Source organism: Salinicola sp. MIT1003, assembly GCF_001858555.1.
GTDB lineage: Bacteria > Pseudomonadota > Gammaproteobacteria > Pseudomonadales > Halomonadaceae > Salinicola > Salinicola salarius.
The window spans coordinates 43,969-68,917 of record NZ_MCAP01000013.1 but is presented as its reverse complement, the minus strand read 5'-3'; the positions used below and the strand labels follow the sequence as shown (position 1 = coordinate 68,917).

Genomic DNA, 24,949 nt, shown 5'->3' with positions numbered 1-24,949 from the left:
AAAGGGGTGTGGCGTGGACGTCTCCCTCGAGCAGAAGACACTCAAGCTATCCATCGTCACGACGCTGGTCGTGGCGGGGCTCGGCGTCGGATTCGGGTTGCTGTCGGGGTCGCATTCGATTCTGTTCGATGGCGTCTTCTCGTCGATCGATGCGGCGATGTCGCTGCTGGCACTGATGGTATCGAAACTGGTCGCCCGTGAATCCACGCGACGTTTCCAACTGGGTTACTGGCATTTCGAGCCGATGGCGGCGGCGCTCAACGGCGCGATACTGCTGCTGCTGTGTTTCTATGCCTTCCTCAATGCGCTTAGCACGCTGCTCCAGGGCGGCAATCCGCTGGCAGTCGACATGGCGATCGGCTATTCGCTGATCGTCTGCGTGATCTGCTACGTGATGGTATTCGTCGAACGTCGGCTCAACCGGCAGGCCCGGTCCGACTTCGTGAAGATCGATATCCAGAACTGGCTGATGGCGGCACTGATCACCAGCGCCCTGCTGGTGGCGTTTGCCGCAGCGCTGGTGATGCAGGGAACGGCCCTGGCGCCGTGGATACCCTATGTGGATTCGACGCTGCTGGTGGTGCTGACGCTCGGCTTCATGCCGGTGCCGGCGGGCATCGTGTATCGCGCCATGCGGGAGGTGCTGATGATGGCGCCATCGCGGCTCGACCGCGAGGTTCGCGAGGCGATGGCGCCAGTCATGCAGCGGCCGGGGCTGGAGCGTTTCGAGAGCTATGTCGCCAAGACCGGGCGGGTGCACAACATAGAGATCCATATCGTCACCACGCCGGATTTCGCCAGCGGTAGCGGGATCGCCGAACTCGACCGGATCCGGGAAGAGATCGCCGAAGGGCTCTCCATTCCCGCCGAACAGCGCTGGTTTACCGTCTCCTTCACGGCGGATCCGCGCTGGCTTTGACCTCGCTGACTGTGGCCTCGCTGGCCTCGACGTCGCTGATTTTGACTTCGCTGGCTGTGGCCTCTCCGGATTCAGCCTCGCGGTGCCTCGCGGCTTCTACCAGCGCTCGGATCAGTCGCTGCTGGGAACGGCTGAAGAGCAGGAATTCCGGGTGCCACTGCACGCCGATGAGAAAGGGGTGGCTTTCGCTCTCGATCGCCTGCACGAGGTCGTCGCGGTCCTGGGCGACCACCTTGAGGCCGTCCCCGGGGCGATCCACCGCCTGATGATGCAGGCTGTTCACGTGGCAGTAGCGGCGATTGAGAATGTCGGCCAGTTGGCTGAACGGTTCGATCTCGATTCGCTTGCGGGGCAGCACCGTGCGCCGGTTCTTGATGTGGCTATAAGTCGTCTGGATGTCTTCGATCAGGCTGCCGCCGCAGTGGATGTTGATCATCTGGGCGCCACGGCAGATACCCAGGATCGGCACGCGGGTCGGCAGGTAGTCGGCCAGCAGGTCGAGCTCGAGCTCGTCGCGAGCGGGGTCGACGCGGACATTCAACTGAACCTCGCCCCCGTAGCGTTGGGCACCGATATCGTCGCCGCCACCGATGATCAGGCCATCCACCGCCTGCCGTAGCGGGCGCGCCGGAGAGATCCGCACCGGCCTGCCGCCGGCGCGCCACACCGAGATCCAGTCGCACCACCAGGCCAGAAGGCTCTTGTGATCCGAGGTGGTGATGCCGATCAGCGGACGGCTTTTGTCGTTTCCCAGGGCTATCGCCGCGTGTTTCGGTGAAGCCATCAATGACGCATCCAGTGACGCAGGGAATCGAGCCAGCGGCTCAGGGTCGGCTGGGCGAGATGCTCGCGATAGGCTGCGCTGCGCTCCGCCAGACGATCCGGATCGGCGGCAAGACGTTCGACCTCCGCCCAGCGGTTCCACTCCACGCTCACGCCCCATTCCGGGTCGGAAAGCGCGGCGTTGGGCAGGCGGTAGTGATAGGTCGGCCGTGGCTTGACCAGCGTTTCCCGTAGCAGCGCGTTGGGATGATCCGGCATCAGCCAGGCGAACAGCGGCAGCAGGTCCAGCTCCCGGTTGCGGGTCGGGTTGGCGACCAGGTAGTCGTCGATCAGAGCCTGCAGGGTGGGGCAGTAGTCCGGTGCCAGTATCTTGCGGGTGTAGTCGCTGTGAAACGGCCGCGTATGGGGCAGCATGTCCCGGGTCACGTCGACGACGATCTCGTCGCGCAGCCAGTCGGCCAGGATCAGATAGGCTCGCAGATAGGCCAGTATGCTCTCCACCTCGGGAGAAGGGATTTCCGGATTGAGATGGAGGCCGAAGCCGTAGAGCAGGCTGGCATCGGTGCCTTCCGCGCCGTGGCGGCGCAGCGCCGCGAACAGCTCGTCCAGGCGCGCCAGCTCGTCCCAGGGAATCGGCGGGCAGACGATCTCCGTCGGCACCAGGCCGGCGACCATATCGCCCAGCCATTCGCGGGTACGGCTGTGCACGCTGGCGCGCAGGTGCTCGCCGAAACCCGGCGGCTGACCATCAGTGGTACGAGCGCGATCGAGCAGCTGTTCGTCCGGGTGGACATACTTGCTGTCCAGCTCGATGTGGAACGTGCCCCATGGTGTTCCGGTGACCTGCAGTCGATGCGCGCTGTGCTGTTCGACACGACCACCGAAGGTCATTTCGACCAGGCGCGCCGCCTGGATCGGCCCGATGCCGGCGAACTCGAGCTCGACGCCGACCCGGCGCGGTCGGCCGTCGGTGTTGGTGGCGTGCGGTGGAGCGGTGAGAGGCAAAATGGGCTCCTTGCCGATCGCTGTCGTGGTGATGGCTGTCGCCTCGATGGCTCGAGTCCGGGTATGGGGCGAATGCGCGCCGGAAGCGGGTAAAGCGGCGTTGGCAGAGCGAGAAGTCATTACTCCTAGCCTAGCAGTCCTGACGCAGGATGACAGTCGACGATCAACCCCAGTGCGCCAGGATGACGCCACCCAGAATCAGGCCGCCGGCCAGCAAGCGTTCGCGGCGCAACGGCTCCTTCAGCCAGACGATACCGATGGCAATGGCGAACAGCACGCTGGTTTCCCGCAGCGCCGCCACCAGCGCGATCGGCGCCTGGGTCATGGCCCAGATCGTGATGCCGTAGGCACCGATGGAGAGGGCGCCGCCGAGCAGGCCGACCCGCCAGTAGCGGGTCAGCTCGGGCAGGGCGCGGACGCCACGCATGGCGACCAGCGCCAGCAGCATGCCGAAGCCATCGAACAGAAACAGCCAGACCACGTAACCGATCGCATCGCCGTTGGCGCGGGCACCGCTGCCGTCGGCCAGCGTATAGCCGGCGATGAAGACGGAGGTCGTCAGCGCGTTGATCAGCGAGGCGCGCTCCAGCCGCGGCCCCTTGCCGCCGCGAAAAGCCATGCACAGAATGCCGAGCACCAGCACCGCGATACCCAGATAGCCGATCCATGACGGATGTTCGCTGAGCGCGAAGACGCTGATCAGCGTGACCAGCAGGGGCGCGCAACCGCGAGCGATCGGGTAGATCTGGCCGAGATCACCGACCCGATAGGCGCGGGCCAGGAACACGTTGTACCCGATATGCAAAAGCGTCGATACGGCCAGCCACGGCCAGGCGGCCGGCTGAGGCAGTGGCACGAAGGCCACGCCGGCGAGCGCGATCACGGCGCAGGCGGCCTGGATCAGCGAGATGCTCAGCAGTCGGTCCAGGCCGACCTTGACCAGAGCGTTCCAACTGGCATGCATCAGAGCACCGGCCAGCACGGCGAGGAAGACGGATGTCGTCAATGGAAGTCCTTGTTGCTACGTATATTGTTATTAGTCACTGCGGAGGTCGTCATGGCTACCGTGAACGTTGCCATTGGCAGCCACGGAGGCCGTGATGGCGGCGACGACATGGTTGACACGAGAACGTCACATCTTGCCACAGGCACCGGGTGATCGTCGTCCCGCACCACGGTAGGATGGCGTCTTTGTCGAAGCCTCATCGACCCTCGATCCAAGAACCCGGGAGAGCGGATGTTCAGCGTCCTGCATGCCAATCACCTCGAAGACCTGCACGATCTGGCACTGGCGTTGATCAAGCGCCACCGGTTGCCGCCGCTGACCCCGGAAACCTTCCTGGTGCAGTCCAACGGCATGGCCCAGTGGCTGCGCCTCTCGCTGGCCGAGGCCGACGGCATCGCCGCCTCGGTGGATTTCCCGTTGCCGTCGAGCTTCGTCTGGCGTGCCTATCGTGCGGTGCTCGAACAGGCCGGAGAAGACGGCGAAAGCCGGCCGATTCCGCTGCATTCGCCGTTCGACAAGCGGCCGCTGGCATGGCGCATCCTGCGGCTGCTGGAAGGCGAGATCGCCAGCGACCCGGTCACCTTCGCGCCGCTCGCCCACTACCTGAGCGCCGGGCTGGAAAATGCCACGGCGGGCCGGTCGCACGACGACGAAAGCGTCGAATCGTCTGCGGCGATGGAGGAGAGCGCACAGCGCCGGGCCGCCGAACAGGCCGAGCGCAAGCGCTGGCAACTGGCAGTCCGCCTGGCGGATCTGTTCGATCAGTACCTCAACTACCGCCCCGACTGGCTGGCCGCCTGGGAAGCGGGGGAGGACGCCCCGGCCGATCTGCCCGCCGACCAGCGCTGGCAGCCGGCGTTATGGCGAGCGCTCATCGCCGATGCCGATCCGGCCGAGCGGGCGTTTCACCGCGCCAGCCTGCACGGGCGATTCCTGCGCGCCGCCAGACAGCTGGAGAGCTGCCCGCCAGGATTGCCGCCCCGGCTCTTCGTGTTCGGCATCTCGGCGCTGCCGTCCCAGACGCTGGAGGCGCTGCACGCGCTTTCCGGCGTCATCGACGTCTTCCTGATGATCGCCAATCCGTGTCGACATTACTGGGGCGATATCGTCTCCGACCGGGAAGCGATCAAGCGCGCCGGACGGCTTTCCGCCGAGGCGGTGGCGAGACAGCAGTCCCGCCATCCGGAAGCGCCGTGGCTCGAGACGCTGGACGAGGAAGCGCTGCACCTTCAGGCCAATCCGCTGTTGGCTGCCTGGGGCGCGCAAGGGCGGGATTTCATCGTCGGCCTCTACGAGTTCGAAAGCCAGGACGGCGGCTTCGACGTCGAGACCGACCTGTTCCGCGATCCGGCGACGGTCGATGAGGCGCATCCCGAACGGGCGCCACTGCTCAACCAGCTGCAGCAGGACATTCTCGATCTCAGACATCCCGGAGAACGAACCCGGGAAAGCGGCAAACGGCTGATCGCCCCGGACGACGCCTCGCTGTCACTCATCAGCGTGCACTCGCCACTGCGCGAGGTGGAGGTACTGCACGATCGTCTGCTGGCAGCGTTCGAGGAGGCCAGCAGCCAGGGTACGCCGCTGCGGCCCCGGGACATTCTGGTGATGGTGCCGGAGATCGACGTCTACGCGCCCTACATCGAGGCGGTCTTCGGCCAATTGCCGCCGAACGATCCCCGCCATATTCCGTTCACCATCGCCGATCAGGTCGCCAGTGAAGCGCACCCGATGATGGTGCTGGTCCTGTCGCTGCTGGAGCTTCCCGAACGGCGGCTGGGCGTGAGCGAGCTGCTCGATGCGCTGGACGTTCCGGCGTTTCGGGCGCGCTTCGCCATCGAGGAAGCGGAGCTGCCACGCCTTCGCCAGTGGCTGGCGGAGAGCGGCGTGCGCTGGGGGCTGTCCGGCGCCCACCGCCGATCGCTCGGCTTTCCCGCGCTGCATGAAAACAGCTGGGCGTTCGGGCTCGAGCGCATGCTGCTGGGGTATTCTACCGGCCCGCTACCCGACAGCACCGCGTGGCAGTTCGACGAGATCGTGCCCTACGACGAGGTAGGCGGGCTGGAAGCGGATCTGGCCGGGCGGCTGGCCGAGCTGATACGCGTAATGGCTGCCCAGTGCGAGGCATTGAACAGCGCCGCCACGCCGGAGGACTGGCTGGCGCGCTTGCGGCAGCTGATCGACACGCTGTTCGCCCCCACCGCGCTGGACGAGCATGACGTGCTGGCGCGGGTGGATCAGGCGCTGGGCCGCTGGCAGCAGAGTTGCGAGCTGGCCGCCTTTACCCAGCCGATCGGCCTCGCCGTGGTGCGCGACGCGCTCAGGGCGGAGCTCGACGAGGGTGGCCTGGCCCAGCGTTTTCTGGCCGGCAAGGTCAACTTCGCCACGCTGATGCCGATGCGCGCCATTCCGTTCCGGCAGGTCTACCTGCTGGGGATGAACGACGGCGCCTATCCCCGCACGCGCCAGCCGCAGGACTTCGACCTGATGGCGCAGCGTCCGCGTCCGGGGGACCGTTCCCGCCGCGACGACGACCGCTACCTGCTGCTCGAGGCGCTGCTCTCCGCCCGCGAACGACTGACGTTCTCCTGGGTCGGCTTCGATCAGCGCGACAACACCCCACGACCGCCCTCGGTGCTGATCGGCGAGCTGCTCGACACGCTGGAGCAGGGCTGGCGGCCGGACCCGGGCGACGCTTCGACACAGGACGACGAAGCGGCGCTGGCGGCGAGACTGATCGAGTCGCATCCGTTGCAGCCGTTCTCGCGGCGCTATTTCCACGCCGACGATCCGCGTTACACCTTCGATACCAGCTGGGAGCCGCTGCATCTGCTGGCTGAGAATCCGGACGCCGAGACGGCGCAGCCTGCGGCGCCGGATGCCGTGCCCGCGCCAGCGGAAGCGCTCGGGCTTGCCGATCTGCAGCGGCTGTTGCGCCGGCCTTGGAGCGTCTACCTTGGCCGCCTGGGAGTGCGCTTCCAGGATCCCGACGTGCCCGACGAGGACAGCGAGCCGTTCATTCTCGATGCCCTCGAGGATCACACGCTCAAGCGCGAGCTGCTGGATGCCGGCCGTCGCCACGAGCCGCTGGCGCAGGTCGCCGACCGGCTGCGTCTGGCAGGGCGGCTGCCGGCGGCGGGTTTCGGCCTGGCGACCATCGAGCCGCCGCTGAGGCGTCTGCAGACCCAACTGGAGAGCTGGCATCGCCGGGTCGACGGCGCCGAAGCGCTGACGCCGCCCATGTTGCGCTTCGCGATCGACGCGACGACCGACTGTCCCGCACTGGCGCTGGAGGCCCGGGTCGACGGTCTTTATCTCGATACACGCGATGACCACAACAAAAGCGATGACGGCGACAGAAACGATGACAGCGAGAAAGCTGGCAGCCTCGGCCTGGTGACGCTGGAGACCAGCCACTTCGGCCACTTCAAGCCCGATGGTCAGGGCTCGGGGGACGGCCCGTGGAAGAAGCTCGGCAAGCCGCATCGACTCTACGCGGGCTACGTTCGTTGGCTGCTGGTCAACGCCAGCGGAGAGTCACCCTGCCGGTGGACGGCGATTTTCGAGGACCGCTGGCTGGAGTTCCCGACGCTGGAGAGGGCGCAAGCGCGGGCGAGTCTCGGCCACTGGCTCCGCACCTGGTGGCGCGCCTGGTGCGCGCCGCTGCCCGCCAGCGATGCGCTGGTCAAGACGCTGTGGAGCCTGGCCGATCGCGAGGCGCTCGGCGGGCTGGTGGCGGGGGAATCGCTCGATCCCGGCTGGCGCGACCGGCTGGCGGAAGCTTACGACGAGGGCGGCTTCGGCATGCCGTCGCTGGTTCAGCGCGAGGGCGGTCTCGGCCAGCTGTGGCCGGATTTCGAGGCGTTCGAGGCGGCCGGCGGCGTCCGCGAGAGCGTGGCCCACTATCAACCGATACTGGAGGTTCTGTTGCGAGCGTCCCAGCAGACCCATTCCCATTTCCATTCCCAGGCGGTGGCAACGCCAGCGTCATCGAAGCCGTTATCGAAACCCTCGTCGACCCGATCTCGAGGGGGGGCGAGCGAATGAGCGGTGTCACGAATGAAAACCGGGAAGAAACCGTCCCGCTCGAGCTCGTCGGCCTGCCGCTGATCGGCCATCATCTGATCGAGGCCAGCGCCGGCACCGGCAAGACCTTCACCCTGGCCGCGCTCTACGTGCGGTTGGTGCTGGGGCCGCTGCCCGGCCGCGAGACGGTGGATTTCCCCCGGCCGTTGACGCCGCCCGAGATCCTGGTCGTGACCTTCACCGAAGCCGCTACCGCCGAGCTGCGCGGGCGTATCCGGGCGCGTCTCAAGCAGGCCCGCGACTGGCTGCTGGCAAGCGCCGAGGATCGCCACGATCCGGTACTGGCCGAACTGCTGGAGCCGCTGGCCACGGCGGGCGAGACGGCCTGCCGCAGCGGCGCCCGGCGGCTGGACCAGGCGGCGCGGCTGATGGACGAGGCGGCGATCTTCACCATTCACGGCTTCTGCCAGCGCATGCTGACCCGCCACGCCTTCGACGCCGGCGCACGCTTCTCCGCCGAGCTGCTGCAGGATGGTCAGGCGCTGCTGGCTCGGGCGGTGGAGGATTACTGGCGGTGCGAGTTCTATCCGCTCGACGAGCGCTGGCAGCGCCAGATCCGTTCGCAGTGGAGCGGGCCGGAAGCGCTGGCGGCCGCGTTGCGGCCATTGTTGAAGGATGGCGAACCCCAGCCGCTGTGGGTCGCCGGCGAGGCGGTAAAAGCGCCGGACTCCCTGACCGCGCTGTTCGCCGAGCTGGAAAGCGGGCTGCACGAACGGGAGTCCATCGAAGCGGCGCTGGCGGCGGCCTGGGACCGCGATGCCATCGGCGCCTTGATGGCCGAGGCGTTCCACGATGGCGTGCTCAACAAGAGCCGGTTCAAGCCCGACGAGCTGGCCGATCGGCTGGCGGCGTTCGAAAGCTGGCTGGCCCGGGGCGAGTTCGAGGCCGCCGAGGAGATCACCGACAGCAGCGGGCGCTTCTGGCTGAGTCAGGAGAAGCTCGCGGGGGCGTTGCTGAAGAGCGCGGCCCAGAAAGGGCTGACAGCGCCAACGCACCCGTTCTTTGCCCATCTCGATCGCCTCGCCGCCCACGGCCGGCCCTTCGACGCGGTCGCCCGACAGGTGCTGGCCCACGCCCGCGACCGCATCGCGGTGAGCTTCGCTGCCGACAAGCGCCGCCAGGGGCTGTGGGAATTCTCGGACCTGCTCAACGATCTCGATGCCGCCCTGGCACGGCCGGCCCCGTCATCGGACGGGCCAGCGGGCATAGTGGCTACAGAGAGCGAAACGAGAGCCGACGACAGCGCGGCGCTGCGGCTGGCGGCGCGCATCCGCCACGAGCTGCCGGTGGCGCTGATCGACGAATTTCAGGATACCGATCCGGTCCAGTATCGGATCTTCTCGAACATCTACCGTGCGCCGGAGAGCGATCCGGCCACGACAGCGCTTTTAATGATCGGCGACCCCAAGCAGGCGATCTACGCCTTTCGCGGGGCCGATATCCATACCTACCTGCGCGCGCGCCGGGCGACGCCGAGTCGCTTCACGCTGATGCGCAATTTCCGCTCGACCCAGGCCATGGTCGAGGCCACCAATGCGCTGTTCCGGCGTCATCCGCAACCCTTCGGCAGCGACGAGATTCCGTTCGTCGCCGTCGAGTCGAACCCCAAGTCGACGCGGCTGATCGACCGGGGCGGCCAGCCGGTAGCGGCGCTGGGCGTCTGGTGGCCGGATACCGAGCGCTACTCCCGCGGTGAATACCAGAGCGTGATGGCGACGGCGACGCGGGCCGAGGTGCAGCGGCTGCTGGAAGGCGAGTGGCGGTTCGAGGGGGCGAAGGGCGAGCGCCCGGTGCAGCCCGCCGATATCGCCATTCTGGTCCGCCATGGCGGCGAGGCGCTCAAGGTCCGCGCGGCGCTCGCCGAAGGCGGTATCCGCAGCGTCTACCTGAGCGAGCGCTCGAGCGTGTTCGATACGCCCCAGGCGTTCGAGCTGCTGCAGCTGTTCGAAGCCGTGGCCCAGCCGCGCCAGGACGCTAGGCTCAAGGCGGCGCTGGCGACCAAGCTGCTCAACGACTCGCCACGGGCGCTGGAGCCGCTGCTGGCCGACGAACTGGCCTGGGAACGGGAGGTCGAGCGCTTCAGCGACTACCACCGCCAGTGGCAGCGACGCGGCGTGCTGCCCATGCTGCGCACCGTCATGCGGGACTTCCGTATCGCCGAGCGGCTCGCCCAGCGTACCGACGGCGAGCGGGCGCTGACCGATCTGCTGCATCTCGGTGAACTGGCGCAGAACGCCCAGCAGCGGCTCGACGGCGAGCAGGCGCTGCTGCGCTGGTGGCATCGGGCGCTGCAGGAAGGCGTCGAGACGCTGGACAGCCAGGCGCTCAGCCAGCGCCTCGAGAGTGACGAGGATCTGGTCCGGGTGATCACGGTGCACAAGTCCAAGGGACTCGAATACCCCATCGTGCTGCTGCCGTTCATCTGCTCGCACCGCCCGGCGGAGCCGGACCGCCAGACCGGGCTGCTGGCGTTGAAGTCGCCGGAGGGCGAAGGCAGCGTGATGGTGGCGTCGCCGGACGACGCCCAGCAGCGCGAGGCCGATCTGGCCCGTCTCGACGAGGATGTAAGGCTGCTCTATGTCGCCCTGACCCGCGCCGCCTACGCCTGCCGATTGGGTGTGGCGCACGTCGGCCGCGGTCGTGGCAAGGGCGGCTGCCTGCACGAGACGGCGCTGGGGCGGCTGCTGGGCAGCGACAAGGAAGACGACGGCGCGGCGCTGCTGGAACGGCTGCGCCAGGGCCAGCACGCGGGGTGGCTGGCGATCGAGCCGCCGCCCGAGACGCCGGATCACCGGCTGCGAATCGATGCGTTCGCACCGCAGACCAAGCCGGCACGCGTCTTCCGGGGGCAGATCGACGACGACTGGTGGATCGCTTCCTATACCTCGCTGATTGCCGACGCGCGCCGGGCCCTGGGCGATGCCGACCGGGAAGAGGAGGCGTGGCACCGCGACACGGCCAGCGAAGGCGGCGGCGAAGATGCGGCGGCAGCCAGCGAGGATCTGCCGGCGACGCTGGACATCGAGGTCAGCCGCGAGCGCGACCCGATACCGCGGCCCAGCATCCGTTCGCTGCTCGATTTCCCGCGAGGCCCGCGGCCGGGCACCTTCCTGCACGGCTTGCTGGAAAGACTCGATTTCGATCGTCTGGAAGACCCGGCCTACGCCGTGGCGTTGCGCCGCGATATCGAACGGCGCCTGGCGATGAGCGGCTTCGACGCCGATTGGGCGTCGCTGCTGCACGCCTGGCTGCTCGAACGGCTGCGGCTGCCGCTGATGCATGTCGATGGTCACCCGGTGCGTCTCGACCGGCTCGAGGCGTGGCGTACCGAGCTGGAATTCTGGCTGCCGGCCTCGGACGCATGGAGCGAACCGCTGGACCGGCTCGTCACCCGGCTCGAACCGTTGCCCGGACTGCGGCCCCGGCTGGCGCCGCGCAAGCTCAACGGCATGCTCAAGGGGTATATCGACCTGACCTTCGAAGCGGGCGGGCGCTGGTACGTGCTCGACTGGAAGTCCAACCATCTGGGCGACGATCCGGCGGATTATCAGGGCGAGCGGCTGGCCGCGGCGATGGTGGATCACCGTTACGACCTGCAGTACGTGCTCTACGTGCTGGCGCTGCATCGCCTGCTCAAGTCGCGGCTGGAGGATTATGACTACGACCGGCATGTGGGCGGTGCCTGCTATGTCTTTCTTCGGGGGCTTGCCGAGCCGTCGCTTTCCATGGCGCCGCTCTCCATGGCGCCCGAAGACGCGCCAGCGCCTTCCACCACGCTCGCCGCGGCGACGGCGAACGGCGTGTTCCATCGCCGCCCCGACCGGGCGCTGATCGAGGCGCTGGATGCCTGGCTCGAAGGGGACACCGAGCCGGCCAGAGCCTTGTTGCGTCAGTCCAGGGAGACTCATTCATGAACCGCCGACCCTCGTCGCAGAAACCCGATCAACGATCGGACCCGCATTCCCGCGAGGCGGATCAGTTCACCCTGGCGCTCGATGTCGACGAGCCGGCGCTGACGCGAGAGGCGCTGTTCGAGGCGCTGGCGCTGTGGGTGGAGCTCGGCTGGCTGCGCCAGCTCGACCGCCACTTCGCGATCTTTCTCGCCGAGCGCGATCCGGGCGACGATCCGTTGCTGTGGCTGGCGGCCGCGCTCGCCAGCCACCAGGTGGGGCGCGGTCACGTCTGCCTGTCGCTATCCCGCGTGCTGGAGGCGCCGCGTTCCGCGCTGTCGTTGCCGCCACTGGAGGAGGGGAACGACGCCGCGCAGGCCGTGGTGCTGCCGGAATCCCTGCTCGAGGGCGTCACGCCACAGCGGTGGGTCGCGGTGCTGGCGGCGTCCTCCATCGTCGCGCTGGCCGGGGAGGCCTCGGGGCTCGCCACGCCGCTGGTGCTCGACGGCGAACGACTCTATCTGCGCCGCTACTGGCAGGCCGAGAGCGGCGTCGCGGCGCACCTGCGTCAGCGCCTGGGCCAGCCGCTGGCCGTCGCCGACGAACTGGCGGAGCAACTGGCGGCACTGTTCGCCGGCAACCAGCGCGAGGGAGACGACCCCGACTGGCAGCGCGTGGCGTGCGCACTGGCGCTGCGCCAGCGGTTGACGATCATCTCCGGCGGCCCCGGCACCGGCAAGACCACTACCGTGACGCGACTGCTGGCGCTGCTGCAGCAGCAGTCGCTGGCGCGGGACGGCGAGGCGCTGCGTATCCGGCTGGCGGCACCCACCGGCAAGGCGGCAGCCCGCTTGTCCGAGTCGATCGCCGGGGCGGTGGGTCGCCTGGAGGTCCCGGCGACCGTGCGCGACGCGATTCCGCAGGAGGCGCAGACGCTTCACCGGCTGCTGGGGGCGCGTCCGGACACGCGCCATTTTCGCCATCACGCCGAGGCGCCGTTGAGCCTGGATCTGCTGGTGGTGGACGAGGCCTCGATGGTCGACCTGGAGATGATGGCCGCGCTGCTCGAGGCGATGCCGGCGGACGCCCGACTGATTCTGCTCGGCGACAAGGACCAGCTGGCCTCGGTGGAGGCGGGCTCGGTCCTGGGGGATCTGTGCGCGGGAGCCGGCGTCGGTGACGGCGTGGGATATTCCGAGCCCCTGCGTGACTATCTGCAGGCGGTGGCCGGCGAGCCGCTGCCCGCCGCCACCCAGACCAATCCGCTGGCGGACCACGTCGCCATGCTGCGCAAGAGCTTTCGATTCCGGGCGGACAGCGGCATCGGGGCGCTCGCCAGAGCCGCCAATGCCGGCGATGGCCGCGGCTTCGTTCAGGCGCTGAAAGGCGGCTTCGAGGACCTGGCGACGCTGGATATCGACGCCACGGCGTTCGAGCGGGCGGTAGTGGCGGGTTATCGGGAACTGTTCGAGGCGCTGCGGGCCGGGGCTTCGCCGTCAGCGATCCGCGCGCTGCAGAGCCGCTTTCAGGTGCTGTGCGCGCTGCGACGCGGGCCGTGGGGCGTCGAAGGGTTGAACGAGCGGATTGCGCGGGCATTGTGGCAGCAGGGCTGGATCTCGCGCACCGATGGCTGGTTCGCCGGACGTCCGGTGATGGTGACGCACAACGACCCGCAACTGGGGCTCTACAATGGCGACCTGGGGCTGACCCTGCCCGACGAGGGCGGGCGGCTGCGGGTCTGTTTCCCGCAGGGCGACGGCGTGCGTCAGGTGCTGCCTTCGCGGCTCGATGCGGCGGCGACCGCCTTCGCCATGACCGTCCACAAGTCCCAGGGTTCGGAATTCGAGCATGTGCTGTTCGCGCTGCCGGCGCGAGCCAACCCCATCGTCACGCGGGAGTTGATCTACACCGGTATCACCCGAGCGCGCTCACGGCTGACGTTGGCTCTGGCCCAGCCTCAGTCCCGCGGCGGCAGCGACGAGCGGATGCTGCGCGACGCCGTGGCGCGACGGGTGGTCAGGGACAGTGCCATCGCGGAGCGGTTGCTGAAGACCTCGGCGGCATCCACCGCAACCGATTCGTCAGGGAGGGAAGCATGAGTCTTCATCAGTGGCAGGAGCTGACCAGCACCGAGCTTGCCGGGCTGGTCGACGAGACGACGGTGGCGGTGTTGCCGCTGGCGGCGATCGAACAGCACGGCGCGCATCTGCCGCTTTCGACAGATCTGGATATCGGGCTGGGGCTGCTCGACGTGGCAGCGGGGCAGCTCGAGCCGGCCCGGGGTGTGATCGCGCTGCCACCGCTGGCGCTGGGCTCGAGTCTGGAACATACCGATTTTGCGGGAACGCTGAGCCTGATGCCGGAGACGGCGATGACCGTGATCGAGGCGCTGGGGGAGGCGGTGCATCGCGCCGGCATCCGGCGCCTGGTGCTGTTCAACAGCCATGGCGGGAACAAGGCGGTCATCGATCTGGCGGCACTCAAGCTGCGTGCCGCCCATGGCATGCTGGTGGTCAAGGCCAACTACTTTCGCTTCGCGCCCCCGGAGCAGGCGCTTCCGGCCGAGGAGCTGCGCCATGGCTTGCATGGCGGCGCGCTGGAAACGTCGATGATGCTGCACCTCGCGCCGCACAAGGTTCGTGTCGATCATCTGGCAGATGCCGTGTCGCAGGGCCGGCTTCAAGAACAAGCCGGCTCCACGCTAGGCCCTGAAGGCGATGCCGGCTACGCCTGGATGGCCCAGGATCTGCACCCGAGCGGCGTCACCGGCAATGCGACGCTGGCCGATGCCGATACCGGGCGACGACTGGTCGAGCATTTCGGTGCCCGCCTGGCGCGGGTGATCGAGGAAGCGGGGCGCTTCGATTTGACCACGCTGCGAGGTCGAGATCCGGGCGACGCCTGAAGATCGGCGTCGTCCGGACGTCGGTCTTCGTCCGACGTAGGTCTTCGTCCGACGTAGGTCTTCGTCCGAGGCGCCTGTCAGCGGGCCACGGGGCGCTTGAGCGGCGTCACCGGCCCGCTTTCGCCCTCGTTGAGCACCTCTTCCAGCCAGTGGCCGGCGCGCTTGGCCTTGGCGTCCAGGTAGCGACGGTTCTGCTTGGTCAGCTTGCCGTAGACGCCGCGGCGGTTGACGACCTCGACGCCGCCCTGGTCCATGGCGGCGATCTTCTCCGGATTGTTGGTCAACAGCTCGATGCGGGTGATGTCGAGCTGTTCCAGCATCTCCAGCGCGACGCCATAGGTGCGCTCGTCCTCGCCGAATCCGAGTACCTGGTCGGCGTCCACCGTATCCAGCCCGCCGTCCTGCAATGTGTAGGCGCGCAGCTTGTTGGCCAGGCCGATGCCGCGTCCTTCCTGGGCGAGATAGAGCAGCACGCCGCCGCCGCGTTCGTCGATGGTGCGCACGCTCTCGCGGAGCTGTTCGCCGCAGTCACAGCGCAGGCTGCCGAAGAGATCGCCGGTCAGACAGGCGGAGTGCAGCCGCACCGGCACGGCATCGTTCCACGCATCGGGATCGCCGATGACGATGGCAATGTGCTCGCGCATGCCGTCGGCCTCCCGGAACATCACGAATCTGGCGCGTTCGGCGTGGGATAGCGGGATTTCCGCGTCGCTGGTGCGTTTGAGGAAATGCGATCGCGTCTCCGAATAGGCAGCGATCTGCTCGGCGGCGACGGCCAGCACGGTGCCTTCGGCGACGAGGGCTTCTACCTGGGCGCGCTTGCCATCGCTGACGCTGGCGACGATCGCGGCGGGGATGAGTAGGCCGATGCGCATCAGGTCCAGCGCCGCCACGCTGCCGTCGTTGGCGTTCAGCGGCTGGCTCCCCGGCGAGAAGCGCTGCTCCTCGGCGCTGGCCCAGGCAATGATCTCTTCCGCCCGGTCGGCGGGACCGATCGGCACTAGCCCGACCCTGGGCTCGAAGTCGATGCCCAACCGCGAGAGCCGATGCCGGGTCAGCGCCAGCGCGGGCTGATTGCCGCTGAAGGCGTGCAGTGCTGCCAGGGCTTCGTCGTCGCAGCCCTCGAGCGGGTGAACCATCACGTCGCCATGGCTGGCGCGTACGAGAACCGGAAGGCCGCGTCGCAGATCGAAAATCGCGCGTTCTACCTGTCGCATGCTCGTCTCCTTATCCTGTCATCCATGATCCGCCTCTGCATGATCGAGAGCCGTGATCGTCATCCGTGATCAAAGGTGCGTGTCGTTGGCGGCCATGGTGTTCATCATCGAACCGCCTCCGCCCGAGGGGCGATCTTTGCTACGCTGTGGTGCCGTCTGGCCAAGGAATGACCATGACTTTTTCTTCTCGTACTCCTTCTTCTCGTACTGCTTCTGCTCGTATACCTCCTGTACATACTCCGCAGGCCTGGAATTGGATTCGTCGTGCGGCGGATCTGAACCGTGACGGTATCTTCGAGGGGGCTGTCGTCGATGGGCGCTACCGGCTCGATATCGATGCCCGGGGCGATTGGCGCTGTAGCCACGAGGTCGACGAGGAGGCGGCGCAGTTGCTGTCGATCTGGCTGCCGTGGTGCATGGCGGACATCACCCGGGGCCCGCGCGTCATCGCGCAGATCGGGCAGAGCCTGGACGGTCGAATCGCGACGGCGAGCGGGGCTTCCCACTATGTCACCGGAACGCAGAGTCTGGTTCATCTTCACCGGCTGCGGGCGCTGGTGGATGCCGTGGTCGTGGGTGCCGGTACGGTCGATGCCGACGACCCGCAACTGACCGTGCGTCATGTCGAGGGCGACAGCCCGCTGCGCGTGGTGCTCGATCCGCGAGGCCGGGTGCCGGCGGATCGCGGTGTGTTTCGGCAGCCGGCGGCGCCGACCTGGCATCTCGTCGGCGAGGGTGTTGCCGGTCACGGTGGCGCCGATCATGTCAGCGTCAAGCCGGTGACGCCGGGGCCGGCGGGGATCGATCCCGCGCAGGTCATCTCGCTGCTGGCCGAGCACGGCCATCGCCGGATTCTGATCGAGGGCGGCGGGCTGACGATCTCGCGCTTTCTCGAAGCTGACTGCCTCGATCGAATGCACAGCGTGGTCGCGCCCATGCTGATCGGCTCCGGCCGTCCGGCGCTGACGCTGCCGGAAATCGAGACGCTGGACGGGGCGCTGCGGCCGGCTTGCCGGCACTTCTGCCTGGGCCAGGACATGTTGTTCGATCTGGATCTGCGCGATCGCGGCGTGACGTGATCGAGGTTTCATCCGGGGTGCCCTCCCGGAGCGGACTCGCCCCGCGCGGGCGTTCGAACCGGCCGCGTGGCCTGCCGGTTCGGCCGGCGATCCCATAGCAGCACCGCCAGGCCCGGCAGGCTGGCGGCGAGAATCAGCAGGCCGTAGGTCACCGACAGCGCCACGCCTTCCTGTACCGGCAGGCCGGCCAGTGGCCAGATCACGGCGGCGGCGCCTTCCCGCAACCCCCAGCCGGCGATGGTCAGCGGAATCGCCATCGCCATCAGCAGCGGCGGGATCAACGGCAGCCATTCCGACACCGATCGTGACAGCCCCAGCGCCTGGGCGGCGCAGAGGAACACGGCCATGTAGGTGGCGACGATCAGCAGCGAGCCGATCAACTGGGCCGGCCAGACGGAAAGCGCCAGCAGCGCCCGCCTGGCGTCCCGGCCGAAGCTTGCCAGCGGCGGCCAGGGCCGATGTCGCAGGCGTTGGATGATGGCGGCGGATGCGAGCAGGATCGCCAGTAGCAGCCACCGCGCCATGGTGCCGTGCACTTCCCACCATCCGCCGATGCCGCCGCGCAGCGCCGGCGAGAGCAGAATGGCGGCGACCGCGACCAGCAGCAGCGCGAGCTGTCCGGAGGCGCGCTCGATGATGACGGCTCGGATCGCTGCCCCGGATGGCGAGCTGGCGCGGGCATTCGGCCGCCCACGGGCACTGCCGTGACGCCAGGCACGCGCCGCGTCTCCCATCACCCCGCCCGGCAAGACCTGATTGAGGAACGTCGCCAGATAGTATTCGCGGATGGCGGTCGGCCACGGCAGCGCGATCCCGATCTGATGAGCCGTCATGCGCCAGCGCCAGGCCGACAGCACGACCTGGGGAACACCGATCAGCACGGCCAGCAGAACCCAGCTCGGCGACAGGTCGGCGAGCCGCGACAGCAACCGGTCGGTATCCAGTTGCCAGGCGAGCATCCCCAGCAGCGCCAGCGTCGCGGCCAGGCGCAGCGCAGGCGACAGCCAGCGGTTCACGCTGGCGCTCCCGGGGCGGCGTCCGCGATGGGCGCGGCGAAGAGGTCCCGATGCCCGACGGTCACCGTCAGTTGCTCGCGCATCAACCTTTCCAGCCGTTGGGCATGCCAGCGGTCGACGCGGCTGTGCTGCTGCGGCAGTTGCTCGTGGAGGGCGGTGCGCCAGCCGGCCAGCAGGGCCTCGGCGAGCGCCAGCGATTCCGGCCCGAGACGCCAGGGCGTCGTGGCCTCGCGGATGTGGTAGCCACGGCGATGAAAGCTCTCGCGGAGATGGCGCGGCGCCTGGGTGCCCATGGCGGGACCGCCGCCCTTGTTGCGCTGCTGATGGGCCGCGAGTGCGGCCAGCATGAAACGGTCGTCGTCACTGTAAAGCGGCGTACCGCTGGAATCGTGAAAGCGTATCTGGCCATCGACGCTGAGCGCGAACAGCACGGCGCAATCGTTGGCCCGGCAGGCATCGGCCAGAGCTTCGATATCGGCGGCTGTCAGCAGATCGAACAGCGCCGAGGCGGTGACCAGGTCCGCCCCCTGCAGGCCGTGCTTCCAGGCACCGGCGAGGCTCAGATTGCGGGTCTCCAGGTGAATCGGCTGGCCGTCGGCGCTGACCAGTGGCTCGCAGCGCAGCCGGGCCTGGGTCAGCAGTTCGGCGTCGTGATCGATCAGACGCCAGTGCTGGGCACCGTGAAGCCGTGGCGCCAGATAGCGCGGGTTCGAACCGCTGCCGCATCCCAGATCGACCAGCGTCCGTTGCGTCTCGAGCGGTCGGGTCGGCGTGGCGCGCTGCGTCAGCCAGCGGTCGGCGGCGTGGGCGAGCTGGGCATCGCGCGCCAGATGGTCGGCGGGCTCCCGCAGTGTCAGCCACTGGTCGCTGAACAAGGCATCGCTGAACAGAGCGTCGGCGGCGGGCGTGGACGGCATCGACATCAGGACGTCGCCTCCGCGGCCCCGGCGCGTTTCAAGGCGTGACCGAAGGCCTCGGCGGCGCGGTTCCAGTCGCCGAGCGTGTCGCGAATCTCCCGCGCGCCTGCCTGATAGCGCCGATAGGTTTGCGGCTCTTCGAGCATGCGTTTCAGGGCGTCGCGAAGCGCCGTCGCGTCCCCCGGCGGCACCTTGATACCGGCCGTGTCCGGCAGCGTGTGGGCGAGGGCGCCGCCCGTGGTGGTAACGACGGGGAGACCATGGGCGAGAGCTTCGGTAATCACCATGCCGTAGCCTTCATAGTGCGACGGCAGCACGAACAGGTCGGCCTGCCGATAATGCTCGCTCAGACGATCGGTGGGTTGAGAACCCAGCAGCCGGATACGCTCGTTCAACTGGTGTGCGTCGATGGCCTCGCGCACCTCGTCGACGTAGGCGTCGGCCCGGTCGAGAGCGCCGATCAGATCGCACTGCCACGGCAGCGATGTGAGGCCCGACAGCGCCTCGACCAGCAGATCCTGGCCCTTGCGCGGGGTGATCGTGGCAATGCAGAGCAGGCGAGGCGTTCCGCTGCCGTCGCCGCTCGCCAGTTGACCGAGCTCGACGCCGGGTTCGATGACGGCGATCTTCTCCGCCGGCACGGCGAAGTCGGCCAGCCGGCGGGCGGTGTAGACACTGGTGACGATCACGTGGCCGACGGCGGCCAGAGCGCGGGTTTCGCTGATGCGAAAACGTTGCTGCTCGGGCGCCCCCAGGCCGGTTTCGTCGGCGAGCGGGTGATGCACCAGAGCCGTGATCGCCAGACGCGAGGCGTGACGCTCGACGATCGCCGGCAGGCCGCCCATGGCGAGCCCGTCGATCACGGCCTGACTGCCGTCGGGCAGGGCGGTCAAGGCGCTGTCCAGGGCGTGGGAGGCGACGGCATCCGGCTCCGGGAAGCGCCCGTCGAGCCCGACGATGTCGATCTCCCAGCCGCTGGCGCGCAGTGCCTCGACGATTCTGGCGTCATAGACGTAGCCGCCGGTCAACTGGCCGGGGTCGCCGGCAACGATAAGCGTGAAGTCGCTCATAGGCCCCCTTCGTAACTTGCCCAGGCGATGTGGGATTCATGGAGCGTGACGGTCATGGCGGTGAGGTGGCGGCCGCCGTCGCCCAAAGCGCCTTCTCGAATGGCGTGGGACAGGCGGTCGAAAACGACCCGGGCCATGAATTCGGTGGTGGTATTGCGGCCCTTGAACTCCTCGACCTCGTCGAGGTTGTTCAGCGTGAACTCGCCGAGAACGCGCTTCAGGGTCTCGCTGGCGAGGCCGATGTCGACCACGAGATCGTCATGATCCAGCTCGGGGCGCTTGAAGGTGACATCGACCACGTACGTCGCGCCGTGCAGCTTCTGTGCCGGGCCGAAGGTTTCGCTGTGGAAGCTGTGAGCGATCATCATGTGATCGCGGACGGTCAGGCTGAACATTCCTTTCGCTCCTTGAGGCATGAGTCCTTTGATGCGTGTGCCCTTGGATGTCAATGCCAAGGCGGTTACGCGGCTTCAGCCGTAGCGGATGCGCTGACAGAGCGTATCGTCATCCGACTGGCTCAGCCGTTTCAATGTCTCGGGAAGATCCCGGAAGTGGCTTTCGCCGCTGATCAGCACGTCCAGACAGTCGTGGTTGAGCAGCGACAGCGCGAGCGAGAGCCGCCGCTTGTGATCCCAGCGCGGGCGATGCCCCGGGGAGACGCTGCCGACCTGGCTCGACCGCAGCGTCAGGCGGCGCGCGTGAAACGCCTCGCCGAGCGGCAGGTTCACTTCGCGACTGCCGTACCAGCTCATTTCGAGCACGGTCGCCTCGAACCCGGCCAGCGAAAGGGCGGTCTGCAGGCCGCCATCCGAGGCGCTGGCGTGGATGACCAGGTCCTGCTCGGCAGCGGCCGTTTCCGGGGTATGAAAGTCGACGCTCAGCGCCTCTCCCAGGAAGCGCTTGCGCTCGTCGATATCGATCAACTGGACGTGGGCACCGGGCAGGCGCGCGCAGAGCCAGGCCACCAGGGCGCCGACCACGCCAGCGCCGACGACGCTGATTCGGTCGCCGATTCCCGGGGCGGCATCCCACAGGGCGTTGAGCGCCGTCTCCATGTTGGCGCCGAGGATCGCGCGTTGCGGAGGCACGTCCGGCGGCAGCGGAACGACATCGTCGGCCCCGACGCGGTAGTGGGTCTGGTGTGGATGCAGGCAATAGACGTACCGGCCGTGCCAGTCGTGGGCTCCCTGCTCGACGACGCCGACGTTGGAGTAGCCGTATTTGACCGGCCCCGGAAACTCGCCGCTCTGGAACGGCGCGCGCATTCGCTGGTATTCGCTGACCGGCACCTGGCCCTTGAAGACCAGGGTTTCGCTGCCACGGCTGATGGCCGAGTAGCAGGTTCTTATCATCAGATCGCCGCTGACACTCAGCTCGGCCTGGCGAATTTCGCCGGTGCCGTCGCCGAGCGACCAGAAAGCATGGGCGTAAGGCGTCGTCATTGAGATATCCGCTCCTTGATACAGATCTGGATGTCCGGCTTGCTGTCGCTCTGAATGGCAGTATGGCAGAGTATGACGATTTAGCATTGTACAATACTTGTACAATAAAAGGGCGGCAAGCAAGAGTCATCGAACCCGGGTTGGATATCCGCTTTCTATCGAAGGCTTGGCGGAATGATGCTGGGCGGGATAGGGTGCCGTCCGCTTCCGGTAATGAAGCGGCCAGGAAGTCGCTTCTCGCAAATCGATCAAAGTGCATCCAGACTTGTACGAGGTGCGTAACGATGCCTGACCACCAACGCCTTGGACGCAATGAGGCGGCGTGGGAGAGGGCGATCATGGCAACCAGGGAGAGACCGACGATGCGACATTCATCGGCACGCATGCGGGTAGCACCGCCTTCACGGCGATTTCGGTCCGTGCGGGGCTGGGTGGAGCTAGCGGCGGGTCTGGCCTTGGTGGCGTTGCTGGTCGAGTGGGTGCAGTGGGCGTTTTCCGCCCCGTCGGGCCTGCGGTTCACCGCCGGTGGCGTTTATTTGGCGATCGCGACGGCCGTGCTGTGGGTCTGGCCCGCCGCCCGTCATGGCCTGGGTTGGGCCAATCGCATCACGTTGCTGCGCGCCGCGTTGATCGCGGTCATCGCTGGCGTGGTGGTCTATCCGGATTTCATCCAGCGCCACGCCGAAGGTATCGCTTCGCTCTGTTTGCTGGCGCTGTCGCTCGACGGTATCGATGGCTGGGTGGCGCGCCGCACCGGTTCGTCGAGCGCTTTCGGTGCCCGTTTCGACATGGAGCTGGATGCCTTCTTCATCGTCGTGCTGTGTACGGCGCTGATCGCGCTGGAGAAGGTCGGCCCGTGGGTGCTGGTCATCGGCCTGGCTCGCTACGCGTTCGTGATCGCCGGAATGTACTCGCCCTGGCTCAATCGGGCGCTGCCCGAGAGCTACTTTCGCAAGACGATCTGCGTATGGCAGGTGGCGACGTTGATGGTCTGTCTGCTGCCTTTCGTCGAGCCGGCGTGGGCCACCGATTTTGCGCTTCTGGCGGCGGCGCTGCTGCTGCTCTCCTTCGGCCGCGACATCATCTGGCTCTGGCGGCACCGCCCGGTCGACGATGCCGAATTCTGACGCTGCGTCGTTGCCGGTGTCTCGCGCATCCATGATCCGCTTTCGAATGCTTTCGGAGCGAGGAGAGGAGGAGGCACCGCGCCTATCGAGCGGGAAGCCGGGCAGTAACATGACTCGCCTTGATCGCGCGATGGCTTTACGATCATAAGATCTTCAATTACCAAGGGTTGTCATGGCGCAGGAAGCTTTCACGCTTGCGGGCGAACGAATCGAGCCCGGCACGCGTCGCCAGATCGATGTACCGGTCGCCAAGCTCTATACGCACGCTCCGATGCATATTCCGGTCGAAGTGGTTCACGGGCGCCAGCCCGGGCCGGTGCTGCTGGTTTGCAGTGCGATTCATGGCGACGAGCTCAATGGTGTCGAGATCGTCCGCCGACTGTTGAAGTTGCCGAACCTGTCGAGACTGCGGGGAACGTTGATCGCCGTTCCGGTCGTCAACGTCTTCGGCTTCGTGCAGCAGTCGCGCTACCTGCCGGATCGGCGCGATCTCAACCGCTGCTTTCCGGGAAGCGAGAACGGGTCGTTGGGTTCACGAATCGCGGCGCTGCTGCGCGAGGAGATGGTCGATCGGGCCACGCATATCATCGACCTGCATACCGGGGCCATTCACCGTACCAACCTGCCGCAGATCCGATCCCAACTGCGCCAGAATCGGGAAACCCAGGCCATGGCCGAGGCGTTCGGGGTGCCGGTGATCCTGAATGCCGAGCTGCGCGAGGGGAGTCTGCGCGAATATGCCCAGAATCGCGGCGTGCCGGTGCTGACCTACGAGGCCGGCGAGGCGCTGCGATTCGATGAGTGGGCGATAGCGCCCGGCGTCAGAGGGATCCGGCGTGTCATGCGGCTGATCGGCATGCTGCCGGTGGACAGCCGGCGACGGGCGCCGCCGGCGGCCGAGATCGCCAACGGTTCCAGCTGGGCACGGGCGCCGATCGATGGCATTTTCCGGCCGCGCGTGAGGCTGGGCGCGCGGGTCGCCAAGCAGCAGGTGCTGGGGGTGGTCGCTGATCCGTTCGGCAACGATGAAGCACCGATCGTCGCGAGTGCCGATGGTATCGTCATCGGGATGAGCAACCTGCCGCTGGTCAACGAAGGCGAGGCGCTGCTTCACGTTGCCCGCTACCAGGAAATCGACGACGTCGAGAACGCGGTGGAGGACTTCCAGTCGCGCTACGAGACGACCGGCTTCTAGGTTTGATATTCAACAGTCGGCGAGCAGTCACCGGTCACCGGTCTTTGGCCCGCGGCAGTCAGGCCGTCTGTGCCAGCCGGCTTTCGTCCACCAGGCCAACGGCATCGTCGTAGATGCTGATGCCGGCGCCTTCCCGATGGGCATGCTCCGATAGATGACGACGGAAGCGTCTTCCGCCCGCGCAGCCCTGGAACAGTCCCAGTAGATGTCGGGTCACGTGGTTGAGCTTGGCGCCCTCGGCGAGTCGCTCGATCACGTAGGGACGGAAGGCGCGCGCCACGTCGTGGCGGCTGGATGCCGGCGGCGTCTGACCATAGAGCTGGCTATCGACCTCGGCCAGCAGCCAGGGATTCTGATACGCCTCACGACCGACCATCACGCTGTCCACGCCGGCCTCCAGGTGCGCCCGGCACGCCTCCAGCGTCTTGATACCGCCGTTGATGCCAATATGCAGCTCGGGATGGGCGGCCTTGAGACGATAGATCCTTTCGTAGTTCAGCGGCGGCACGTCCCGGTTCTCCTTGGGAGAGAGCCCCTGCAGCCAGGCCTTGCGGGCATGCACGATGAAGGTATCGCAGCCGGCGGCTGCCACCCGCTCGATGAAGCGCTCGAGATCGGCATCCTCGTCCTGGTCGTCGATGCCGATACGGCACTTCACCGTGACCGGGATCGATACCGCGCCACGCATCGCCGCCACGGCATCGGCAACCTTGTCGGGATAACCCATCAGGCAGGCGCCGATCAGGTTGTTCTGGACCCGATCGCTGGGGCAGCCCACGTTCAGGTTGACCTCGTCGTAGCCCCACGCCTCGGCGATGGCCGCGCATTCGGCCAATTCCCCGGGATCGCTGCCCCCCAATTGCAGCGCCAGCGGATGTTCGACGGCGCTGTAACCCAGAAAACGCTCTCGCGGCGAGCCGTGCAGGATCGCGCCCGTGGTCACCATTTCCGTATACAGCAGCGCACGCCGCGTGAGACACCGCGCCAGCGCGCGGTAATCGCGGGTCGTCCATTCCATCATCGGGGCCACGGAAAAGGTGCGGTCGAGCTGTGGCGCTGTGGTATTGGTTTGAAGGTCGGTCATGGCATCGAGATCGAGTTGGCAGGATGTCTTGGCAGCGGGATCCGAATAGCGGGATGACTGATTCGGCGGGCCACAGGGCGCGAGAGTGTCGCATATTTTCGAGCAGGTCGCATGACTCGAGACGAATGCAAGGGGCGGGCTAAAGTCGCCTGGTTGTCTGCCGATAGAGTATTCGTCCAACGGCCTGATGCGCGCATGAGCGCCAGTA

18 protein-coding genes are annotated in these 24,949 nt (G+C 67.3%); 8 read left to right on the top strand and 10 right to left on the bottom strand.

Annotated elements, in window-relative coordinates; translation table 11 throughout:
• The first annotated feature begins 13 nt into the window (after positions 1-13).
• Entirely contained in the window at positions 14-919 is a 906-nt protein-coding gene (locus BC443_RS08010; protein ID WP_071231325.1) for a cation transporter, read from the top strand.
• Here BC443_RS08010 and BC443_RS08005 read toward each other — a convergent pair.
• The 3 genes from BC443_RS08005 to BC443_RS07995 all read right to left on the bottom strand — a co-directional run bounded on the left by BC443_RS08005 (position 894) and on the right by BC443_RS07995 (position 3,713).
• Positions 894-1,703, bottom strand: coding sequence for a type 1 glutamine amidotransferase (locus tag BC443_RS08005; protein WP_071231324.1), 810 nt, complete (start codon positions 1,701-1,703; stop codon positions 894-896). The two genes, BC443_RS08010 and BC443_RS08005, sit on opposite strands and share 26 nt — an antisense overlap.
• Positions 1,703-2,707 (bottom strand): amidoligase family protein, encoded by a 1,005-nt coding sequence (locus tag BC443_RS08000; RefSeq protein ID WP_071231323.1) that lies wholly within the window; start codon positions 2,705-2,707, stop codon positions 1,703-1,705. The genes BC443_RS08005 and BC443_RS08000 overlap by 1 nt, the downstream gene beginning before the upstream one ends.
• A gap of 163 nt (positions 2,708-2,870) precedes the next feature.
• Positions 2,871-3,713 (bottom strand): EamA family transporter, encoded by an 843-nt coding sequence (locus tag BC443_RS07995; RefSeq protein ID WP_071231322.1) that lies wholly within the window; start codon positions 3,711-3,713, stop codon positions 2,871-2,873.
• A 231-nt stretch (positions 3,714-3,944) separates the two neighbouring features.
• Between BC443_RS07995 and recC the strand changes: the two genes are divergently transcribed.
• From recC to BC443_RS07975, 4 genes are read left to right on the top strand one after another with little or no spacing between them, the layout of a single operon-like run.
• On the top strand, positions 3,945-7,760 hold the full coding sequence (gene recC, locus BC443_RS07990; RefSeq protein WP_071231321.1) for an exodeoxyribonuclease V subunit gamma: 3,816 nt from the start codon (positions 3,945-3,947) through the stop codon (positions 7,758-7,760).
• The gene (gene recB / locus BC443_RS07985) at positions 7,757-11,713 is read left to right on the top strand and encodes an exodeoxyribonuclease V subunit beta (RefSeq protein WP_071231320.1); all 3,957 of its coding nucleotides are present in this window, start codon (positions 7,757-7,759) and stop codon (positions 11,711-11,713) included. The genes recC and recB overlap by 4 nt, the downstream gene beginning before the upstream one ends.
• Positions 11,710-13,788, top strand: coding sequence for an exodeoxyribonuclease V subunit alpha (gene recD / locus BC443_RS07980; protein WP_083387282.1), 2,079 nt, complete (start codon positions 11,710-11,712; stop codon positions 13,786-13,788). The genes recB and recD overlap by 4 nt, the downstream gene beginning before the upstream one ends.
• Positions 13,785-14,594 (top strand): creatininase family protein, encoded by an 810-nt coding sequence (locus tag BC443_RS07975; RefSeq protein WP_071231319.1) that lies wholly within the window; start codon positions 13,785-13,787, stop codon positions 14,592-14,594. The genes recD and BC443_RS07975 overlap by 4 nt, the downstream gene beginning before the upstream one ends.
• A 77-nt stretch (positions 14,595-14,671) precedes the next feature.
• Here BC443_RS07975 and ribA read toward each other — a convergent pair whose 3' ends face one another.
• On the bottom strand, positions 14,672-15,811 hold the full coding sequence (gene ribA / locus BC443_RS07970) for a GTP cyclohydrolase II RibA (RefSeq protein WP_071231318.1): 1,140 nt from the start codon (positions 15,809-15,811) through the stop codon (positions 14,672-14,674).
• A gap of 173 nt (positions 15,812-15,984) precedes the next feature.
• Between ribA and BC443_RS07965 the strand changes: the two genes are divergently transcribed.
• On the top strand, positions 15,985-16,890 hold the full coding sequence (locus BC443_RS07965) for a RibD family protein (protein ID WP_244179938.1): 906 nt from the start codon (positions 15,985-15,987) through the stop codon (positions 16,888-16,890).
• Positions 16,891-16,898: 8 nt separating this feature from the next.
• Here the strand turns inward: BC443_RS07965 and BC443_RS07960 are convergent, their stop codons facing one another.
• From BC443_RS07960 to BC443_RS07940, 5 genes are all read right to left on the bottom strand, one after another.
• Positions 16,899-17,906, bottom strand: a complete 1,008-nt coding sequence (locus tag BC443_RS07960) for a lysylphosphatidylglycerol synthase transmembrane domain-containing protein (RefSeq protein WP_071231317.1) — start codon at positions 17,904-17,906, stop codon at positions 16,899-16,901.
• Positions 17,903-18,829, bottom strand: a complete 927-nt coding sequence (locus tag BC443_RS07955; RefSeq protein WP_071231316.1) for a class I SAM-dependent methyltransferase — start codon at positions 18,827-18,829, stop codon at positions 17,903-17,905. Before BC443_RS07955 ends, BC443_RS07960 begins: the two co-directional genes overlap by 4 nt.
• Positions 18,829-19,893 carry a glycosyltransferase family 4 protein gene (locus BC443_RS07950; protein ID WP_071231315.1) on the bottom strand — a complete coding sequence of 355 codons (1,065 nt, stop codon included), beginning with the start codon at positions 19,891-19,893 and terminating at the stop codon, positions 18,829-18,831. The genes BC443_RS07955 and BC443_RS07950 overlap by 1 nt, the downstream gene beginning before the upstream one ends.
• The gene (locus BC443_RS07945; protein ID WP_071231314.1) at positions 19,890-20,288 is read right to left on the bottom strand and encodes a 6-carboxytetrahydropterin synthase; all 399 of its coding nucleotides are present in this window, start codon (positions 20,286-20,288) and stop codon (positions 19,890-19,892) included. The genes BC443_RS07950 and BC443_RS07945 overlap by 4 nt, the downstream gene beginning before the upstream one ends.
• 75 nt (positions 20,289-20,363) lie before the next feature.
• A complete protein-coding gene (locus BC443_RS07940) occupies positions 20,364-21,335 on the bottom strand; it encodes a zinc-binding alcohol dehydrogenase (protein ID WP_071231313.1) in 972 nt (323 codons plus the stop codon).
• 362 nt (positions 21,336-21,697) lie between these two features.
• Here BC443_RS07940 and BC443_RS07935 point away from each other — a divergent pair, with 362 nt between their 5' ends.
• Both BC443_RS07935 and BC443_RS07930 read left to right on the top strand, forming a co-directional pair.
• Positions 21,698-22,462 carry a CDP-alcohol phosphatidyltransferase family protein gene (locus BC443_RS07935; RefSeq protein WP_210766264.1) on the top strand — a complete coding sequence of 255 codons (765 nt, stop codon included), beginning with the start codon at positions 21,698-21,700 and terminating at the stop codon, positions 22,460-22,462.
• Positions 22,463-22,634: 172 nt separating this feature from the next.
• The gene (locus tag BC443_RS07930) at positions 22,635-23,657 is read left to right on the top strand and encodes a succinylglutamate desuccinylase/aspartoacylase family protein (protein ID WP_071231312.1); all 1,023 of its coding nucleotides are present in this window, start codon (positions 22,635-22,637) and stop codon (positions 23,655-23,657) included.
• 58 nt (positions 23,658-23,715) lie between these two features.
• Here BC443_RS07930 and dusA read toward each other — a convergent pair whose 3' ends face one another.
• Entirely contained in the window at positions 23,716-24,741 is a 1,026-nt protein-coding gene (dusA, locus tag BC443_RS07925; protein WP_071231311.1) for a tRNA dihydrouridine(20/20a) synthase DusA, read from the bottom strand.
• Positions 24,742-24,949: the final 208 nt, after the last annotated feature.

What these genes read in the sequence shown, in the direction of transcription:
- BC443_RS08005 (WP_071231324.1), bottom strand. Translation starts at nt 1,703, where the DNA reads ATGGCTTCACCGAAACACGCGGCGATAGCCCTGGGAAACGACAAAAGC.
- recC (WP_071231321.1), top strand. Translation starts at nt 3,945, where the DNA reads ATGTTCAGCGTCCTGCATGCCAATCACCTCGAAGACCTGCACGATCTG.
- recB (WP_071231320.1), top strand. Translation starts at nt 7,757, where the DNA reads ATGAGCGGTGTCACGAATGAAAACCGGGAAGAAACCGTCCCGCTCGAG.
- recD (WP_083387282.1), top strand. Translation starts at nt 11,710, where the DNA reads ATGAACCGCCGACCCTCGTCGCAGAAACCCGATCAACGATCGGACCCG.
- BC443_RS07975 (WP_071231319.1), top strand. Translation starts at nt 13,785, where the DNA reads ATGAGTCTTCATCAGTGGCAGGAGCTGACCAGCACCGAGCTTGCCGGG.
- ribA (WP_071231318.1), bottom strand. Translation starts at nt 15,811, where the DNA reads ATGCGACAGGTAGAACGCGCGATTTTCGATCTGCGACGCGGCCTTCCG.
- BC443_RS07965 (WP_244179938.1), top strand. Translation starts at nt 15,985, where the DNA reads ATGACTTTTTCTTCTCGTACTCCTTCTTCTCGTACTGCTTCTGCTCGT.
- BC443_RS07955 (WP_071231316.1), bottom strand. Translation starts at nt 18,829, where the DNA reads ATGTCGATGCCGTCCACGCCCGCCGCCGACGCTCTGTTCAGCGATGCC.
- BC443_RS07950 (WP_071231315.1), bottom strand. Translation starts at nt 19,893, where the DNA reads ATGAGCGACTTCACGCTTATCGTTGCCGGCGACCCCGGCCAGTTGACC.
- BC443_RS07945 (WP_071231314.1), bottom strand. Translation starts at nt 20,288, where the DNA reads ATGTTCAGCCTGACCGTCCGCGATCACATGATGATCGCTCACAGCTTC.
- BC443_RS07940 (WP_071231313.1), bottom strand. Translation starts at nt 21,335, where the DNA reads ATGACGACGCCTTACGCCCATGCTTTCTGGTCGCTCGGCGACGGCACC.
- BC443_RS07935 (WP_210766264.1), top strand. Translation starts at nt 21,698, where the DNA reads ATGCGACATTCATCGGCACGCATGCGGGTAGCACCGCCTTCACGGCGA.
- BC443_RS07930 (WP_071231312.1), top strand. Translation starts at nt 22,635, where the DNA reads ATGGCGCAGGAAGCTTTCACGCTTGCGGGCGAACGAATCGAGCCCGGC.
- dusA (WP_071231311.1), bottom strand. Translation starts at nt 24,741, where the DNA reads ATGACCGACCTTCAAACCAATACCACAGCGCCACAGCTCGACCGCACC.